This is a genomic window from Allomesorhizobium camelthorni, from assembly GCF_011045125.1.
Taxonomy (GTDB): Bacteria; Pseudomonadota; Alphaproteobacteria; order Rhizobiales; family Rhizobiaceae; genus Allomesorhizobium; species Allomesorhizobium camelthorni.
This window is the reverse complement of sequence record NZ_JAAKZF010000165.1, coordinates 1-6119: the sequence shown is the minus strand read 5'-3', so window position 1 is coordinate 6119 and position 6119 is coordinate 1. Positions and strand designations below refer to the sequence as shown.

General features: G+C 58.8%; 4 protein-coding genes. All 4 read left to right on the top strand.

Annotated features, from left to right (window positions below; genetic code table 11):
• The first annotated feature begins 367 nt into the window (after nt 1-367).
• The 4 genes from G6N73_RS34295 (at nt 368) to G6N73_RS34280 (ending at nt 4675) form a co-directional block, all read left to right on the top strand.
• Nucleotides 368-2086 (top strand): TonB-dependent receptor family protein, encoded by a 1719-nt coding sequence (locus G6N73_RS34295; RefSeq protein ID WP_165034332.1) that lies wholly within the window; start codon nt 368-370, stop codon nt 2084-2086.
• Complete coding sequence (locus G6N73_RS34290) at nt 2056-2415, top strand: hypothetical protein (RefSeq protein ID WP_165034331.1); 360 nt, start codon at nt 2056-2058, stop codon at nt 2413-2415. The genes G6N73_RS34295 and G6N73_RS34290 overlap by 31 nt, the downstream gene beginning before the upstream one ends.
• 521 nt (nt 2416-2936) lie before the next feature.
• On the top strand, nt 2937-3857 hold the full coding sequence (locus tag G6N73_RS34285) for a LysR family transcriptional regulator (RefSeq protein WP_165034330.1): 921 nt from the start codon (nt 2937-2939) through the stop codon (nt 3855-3857).
• A 56-nt stretch (nt 3858-3913) separates the two neighbouring features.
• Nucleotides 3914-4675, top strand: a complete 762-nt coding sequence (locus tag G6N73_RS34280; protein ID WP_343044843.1) for a peroxiredoxin-like family protein — start codon at nt 3914-3916, stop codon at nt 4673-4675.
• The last annotated feature ends 1444 nt before the right edge of the window (nt 4676-6119 follow it).

Sequence of the window (6119 nt, the reverse complement as noted above, 5' to 3'; positions counted from 1 at the left end):
CGACCGTCAGCCAGTGGAAGGCCCGGGCGCCGGCGCCGTAGCGAGAGGAAGTGCTGCGCAAACTCATTATCTAACTCCAAATCTTAAGCCCGCCGCGGTGGTTAATGAACGGTGGCGGCGCGTCGCCAGAGATCTGAGTGCTAAGCTGGCCGGTTCCCCCGGCGCCCAACTTCATCTTATGGCGGACTCATTGCCCAGGGGTCCTGAATCGGTGTCCGAGCGTCCAAAACATGATGATTGGAGTTATGTTTTATTGAAATTCATACTTCGATGATTTAGGGGCCACGTCATTTGAAGTGACACCGATCGCCGCATAGCCGCTGCCAAAGGGATGGTGTTCGTCTGGTCATTCTCTGCGAAGGTTTCGATGTATCACACGCGCACAGCCGCAAAGGCTGCTCTCCTTGTCTCCACTTCTTTCTTTCCCGCCTTTGGCCTCGCACAGGAGGCCGATCCTGGCGGTGTAACCGTTCTCGACACCATCAGCATAACCGGGAACTGGCTCGATCAACCAAACCAGGAAACGGCGTTGAAGCATCCGGGGGCGCGAACGATCCTGGATCGAGACACGTTCGAAACGAGAGGCGCAAGCGATGTACGTGACGCATTGAACATGGTGCCTGGCGTTCAGGTTCAGGAAAGCAGTGGGACCGGCGGGAGCGACATCTCGCTTAATCTCGGTGTGCGCGGTTTGACCTCTAGGCTTTCTCCGCGCTCGACCGTGCTAATGGACGGCGTTCCCCTTTCTTATGCTCCCTACGGCCAGCCACAATTATCCCTCTTTCCGCTCACGCTCGGCAATGTTGAAACGATCGACGTCGTCCGCGGTGCCGGATCGGTACGGTACGGGCCGCAGAATGTCGGCGGCATCATAAATTTTGTCACACGTCCGATCCCGGACGAATGGACCGCACGGTTTGCCTCAGGCGCCGAAATTGCGGGCAATAACGGGCATGTGAAGGCGACTCCAAATCTCCTCATCGGGGGAACCAATGCAAATGGGCTCGGCGCCGCCATTCTCTATTCAGGCGTTCATGGGCAAGGTTATCGCGACAGCAATGACCGCACGGACATCGACGATCTCATCCTCAAGGGAAGCTACGATTTCTCCGATACAGACAGCCTTAACATTCAATTCCATCATTATGACGGCGAAGGCCGTATGCCGGGTGGGCTCACTGCAGCAGAATATGCTGAGGATCCTTTTCAATCCACGCGCAGATACGATGAGTTCAGCGGACGACGAGACGATATTTCGCTCCGTTACCACCATGATGATGGGGTCAACGACTTCGAGCTTCTGACCTATTACGTGAATTCTTTCCGCAGCAGTCATATCGAGCAGCAGGGCACCGCTGACAAGGCGGGTCGCTATCGCCTGACGGCAGCTCCTCGCAACTACGAATACTTTGCGATCGAACCGCGATATTCACGCCTGTTTGAACTCGGCAGTACCACGCACGAAGTCACTGTGGGGTACCGATATCATTGGGAAGAAAGCTCAGAAATCGCCGCGCGCACAGACTTCTACGATCGCTCTTCAAGCATCAATCCGGAAAGGCTCGTTTCAAACGCCTATCAGACGAGCGACGGCGGTACGATCGCGCATGCGTTCTACATCGACGACAAGATTGAGATTGGAAACTGGACTGTCACGCCGGGCGTTCGTTACGAACTGATTAACACCCACAACAATATCACACTGTCTCGGCGGTCATGTCCTGATCGCACTCGACGGCACGCATTGTCATCGCTCCGCCGAGGTTTTTGCCGGCGCTGCTCGAGCGTGACGAAGGGCGGCAGGACCAGTGCTTCCGATCCAGGCCTCGCTCGTCGCCCCGGCCGCAATCGGGCCGTGCCGCTCCAGCCGGCCTTTGTCGATCCGCAGGACGGCGCCGAGAAGCAGGACTGCGAAAGCCGCCCCTGCCGGCGCTGGCTAGCGGCGCATGGGTCCTGGCCCATGCGCACCTCAGGCCGATCTATCTCGGCGATGACCTTCATTCCCGTCAGCCGATCCGCGACGCCGTGCGGGCGGCCGAGGGGCATTTCCTGCTCGTGTGCAAGCCCGAATCCCATCCGCCGCTGACCGAATATCTCGCCGGCGTCGCCATCGACGAGCGGGTCGAGACCGTCAAGCGCGGCAGACCGAGACTTCGCTATGCCTATCGCTGGATGGGCAACCTGCCGCAGGGTGACGGCAAGGATGCGCTGTTCGTCAATTGTATTTCCATCGAGATCACCAACCCAAACGGCAAGACGACCCATCGAAGCTGCTTCGTTACCAACCTACCGGTCGATCGTGAAAACGTCATCGAACTCGCCGACCGCGGCCGGGCCAGATGGAAAGTCGAGAACGAAACCGTCAACACCTCAGGACCAAGGCTACAATATCGAGCACAATTTCGTCGACGGTAAAACAAACCTCGCTACCGTCTTCGCGACGCTCAACCTGCTTGCCTTCGCCCGCCAGACCGTGGCCGATCTCGTCGACCCCCAGCCTCTTCGACCGAATGTGCGCCCTCATGATTTTCGTCGCCGTTCCTATCGTGGAAAGACACCTCCAAACCCTCGCATTCCACAAACCAATCCCTCGATTCACACTCTCTCTGACGCCACTATTGCCAGCCGCAAAGTACGCGCTCAAGCCAGCAATAAGGATGATCCGTCTGAACTCCCCATCCCGTATATCGATGAAGATCGAGCTTCCCTCGCGTCGTCGATTTCCGCACTGGGAACGCTGCGGCCCACCATGCCCGCAAAATCTCAGCTTCCGCACGACCCGTGGCTCCGGATGCCCCCGCCCTGACGGGCGATCGTCCTCGTCTCTTTCCCGGCCTCCATGGCTCTCGAATGGCCGCCGCCGAGACCGGGAGGCCCTACCGATCGGCCCAATAACAGGTTAATCAAGCGGTCGGCCTGTCGGAAAGTGAGAGAAGATGGATCGTTTGGAAGCAATGGAATATTTCGTCGCAGCGGTCGAGGCCGAGAGCTTCTCCGCAGCTGGGCGGCAGTTGAACGTTCCCCTTCCCACGATCAGCCGCAAGGTTGCCGATCTCGAGGCTCATCTCAATACCCAACTCCTGGTCCGCTCGACGCGAAAGCTGGCGCTGACAGACGCGGGGGTGTCCTATCTGGCGGCATGCAAGCGCATTCTCGATCAGGTTGAGGAAGCCGAATCCCAAGCCGCTGGTGAGTATATTGTTCCACGTGGCGGTCTCACGATCACGGCGCCGATCGCCTTCGGGCGGCTGTATGTCGTTCCGGTAGTGACCGCGTTCTTGGCCAAATTTCCGGAGATAAATGTCTATTTGACGCTGTCAGATCATACGCTTGACTTGGTCGATGAGCACATCGATCTTGCCGTTCGTATGGGGATGTTGTCTGACAGTACGCTCGTTGCGACCAAGGTTGGTGAAATACGCCGCGTCGTGTGCGGGAGTCCCGCCTATTTTGCGGCACACGGAACGCCAAAGACGCCGGACGACTTGGCCAAGCATATGTGTATCACTTATACGGCCCTCGCCTCGGGGATGACCTGGATTTTCAACCCTCGAGACGGAAAGCCGAGCCGAGCAGTCCGTCCTCTGTGCCGATTGAAGATCAATACCGCCGAAGCGGCGATAGATGCTGCCATTGCCGGTATTGGCGTTACGAACGTCAACTCAGATCAAATCGTCAAGCCAGTCTCCAAGGGGAAGCTGTCCCTCATCCTCCAAGATTTTGAGCCCGAACCGACCCCGGTCCATATTATTCATGCCCGGCAGGCGCTCTTGCCATTGAAAATGCGCCTCTTTGTCGATTTCGCAGTTTCGCGTCTGCGCAAGTCCTTGAATGACGACCTCGCAAAACTGAGATAAGGTCACAGTAGGAGCGCCGTGCAGAACAGCGGTGCGATGAAGACTCCACTCATGTCGTGCAAAAATATGTCAAACTTGCATTTCAGTACTACCGCCAGACCGCCGCCAACCCGATCTCGACAGGGAGCATGCCGAGTACCGTGAGAATGAGGACGATGCATCTCCAGGATGGGCTCGATGCGGTTCGGGACGAGGACTACAAGAACACTCCTCCGCATATTTGGCGTGTCCGTCAGGAAGCTAGGGATGAGCTGGTCGCCTCCGGTATCGCCGAAAGGGCTATTCATGCTGGAGACCATGCCCCCTCATTCCGGCTGCGTGATCCCGATGGGAACGTAGTGTCGTCTTACGACCTGTTAAACAGCGGCCCCGTCGTCATTGTCTTCTATAGGGGACGGTGGTGTCCCTATTGCAGCCTCGATTTGCCCGCTATCCAAGCGGTCGCGCACGAGCTCCGCTCATTAGGTGCGTCGATCGTCGCGGTTTCTCCACAGTCCGCACAGGAGAGTCGCGCGACCGAGCGAATGCATGGCCTATCGTTCCCCAGCGTTGTCGATCGTGGCGGGAAGCTCGCACGTGCGTTCGGCCTGCGTTGGAAGCTGTCCCGAGAGTTGCGCGCCGCTGAACTGGAATGCGGTCTCGACTTTGCGATTGTTAATGGCGAGCCGAGCTGGACACTGCCGATGCCAGCTCGGTTCGTAATAAGCCCGGACGGGATCGTCGAATACGCCGATATCAGCGCCGACCACACTCGACGTGGCGATCCGTCCGAGCTCTTTCCCGTCCTTAGCCAAATTCGCGCACGTCTGCTGCACTGATCCTTGGCGCTGCTGACGGCGAGGCGAAAATATCCGCGTTGCAGTGCCCGCGAATAATGGTGGCGGCCTCGAACTGCGCTGCGTTGGCGGGGTGGACGATCAACAAGATCCCGCCGTTGAGGATCTGACTCTCAGCCTACTCGTGGACGTGGGTTTCGTGGCGTGCCCGAACAAGGCAACCAGCCCACCCACGCTACCACCGGAGGCCAACGCAGCCAGCAGCGCCGGCGCGGCGGCTCCACCCGTCGCTGACAAGGCGGCGCTGGCGAACGAGGCGACCGTGGCCGTGAGCGAGGTCGCAAGCGTGCGAATCTGCTGCCGGTCGTCGCTCCAGCCGATCTCGACGCGTGGCAACTGCTTGATGTCGCAGCCGACGGCTCCGGCGCAGGACGCTGCTATCTCCGACTGCGCTAAAAGCTTATGCGAGAGTGGTCGATTCCCGCGCTCCCCAACTCGCTTAGGGCAGCCTCGAATTCGACTCCGCTTTGCAGGGCACCAACGACCTCTCGAAAAACTCCTCACAATGGGCATCCCTTGAACTTGTTCCTGTCTCAGAAGACCCGGCTCGTGCCGTGCATTGCATTCTCGTCTCACGAGTAGTCACCGTGGCTTTCCCCGTCGGCCGGCGAAAGGAGTGTCGTCGCCGCACGAACACACCTAAGCTATCGTGCGCCGGCTTAGCAGGGTCCCGCCGAACCATGGAATTCTGCGCGGCGGAATGGGAAATGACGTATCGGCATGAACTCGATAGCCGCACGTTACGACGACCGTCCGCTTTCCGCGTCGGACTCGCGCGCCCCTGAGGCCGACTGCTGCCGCAGTTCGGTCAGCGCCTGACCGCCTCGGCTCCCGACTTCCCGCTCGCGCAGTTGGTCTGTCTTCTCGTTTAGCAACTCTATGACGTGTGGACGCAGTTCTATCCAATGCTTTAGCCTATGGGACAGAAAAGCCGGGGTCGCCAGCACTATACTGACGCCGGCGCTCGCTTTGCCGCAACAACTGATCGAGATAAAGTTCGTCGCCCGCATGTCAGTTTTCAAGGATTCTGCCGCACTTTCGCGTGACGATGGTGTGGCATTCCCAGGGAGCCGATTGGCCAATAGCGCGCAGCTATAGATTCTCGCGGGAACAGAGCGGATTGTCCGACATCGCCTCGAAGAGCGCCTCCAGATACCCTTATAGCTGCAGCAGCTGAAGCGGCAGAAGAGACAGTTCCGCGCACCGCGGCGATCGCCTGACCCAGTGAGAACAATGGTAATGAGCACCGCGAACAGTAATAGGGTGCTTCAGATTTCCGGACGACGGACGCCGCCGCGGCAATGACGGTCTTTGGGCCAGATGTTTGGAGAGGCCGCAACGGGCCTCGGTTCCAGAATGCGTGTCCGCCCGTCCAGGGATGTCCGACGCGGGTTTTGTCGGGGCAGCGCCAGTGGCATCGTGGCTT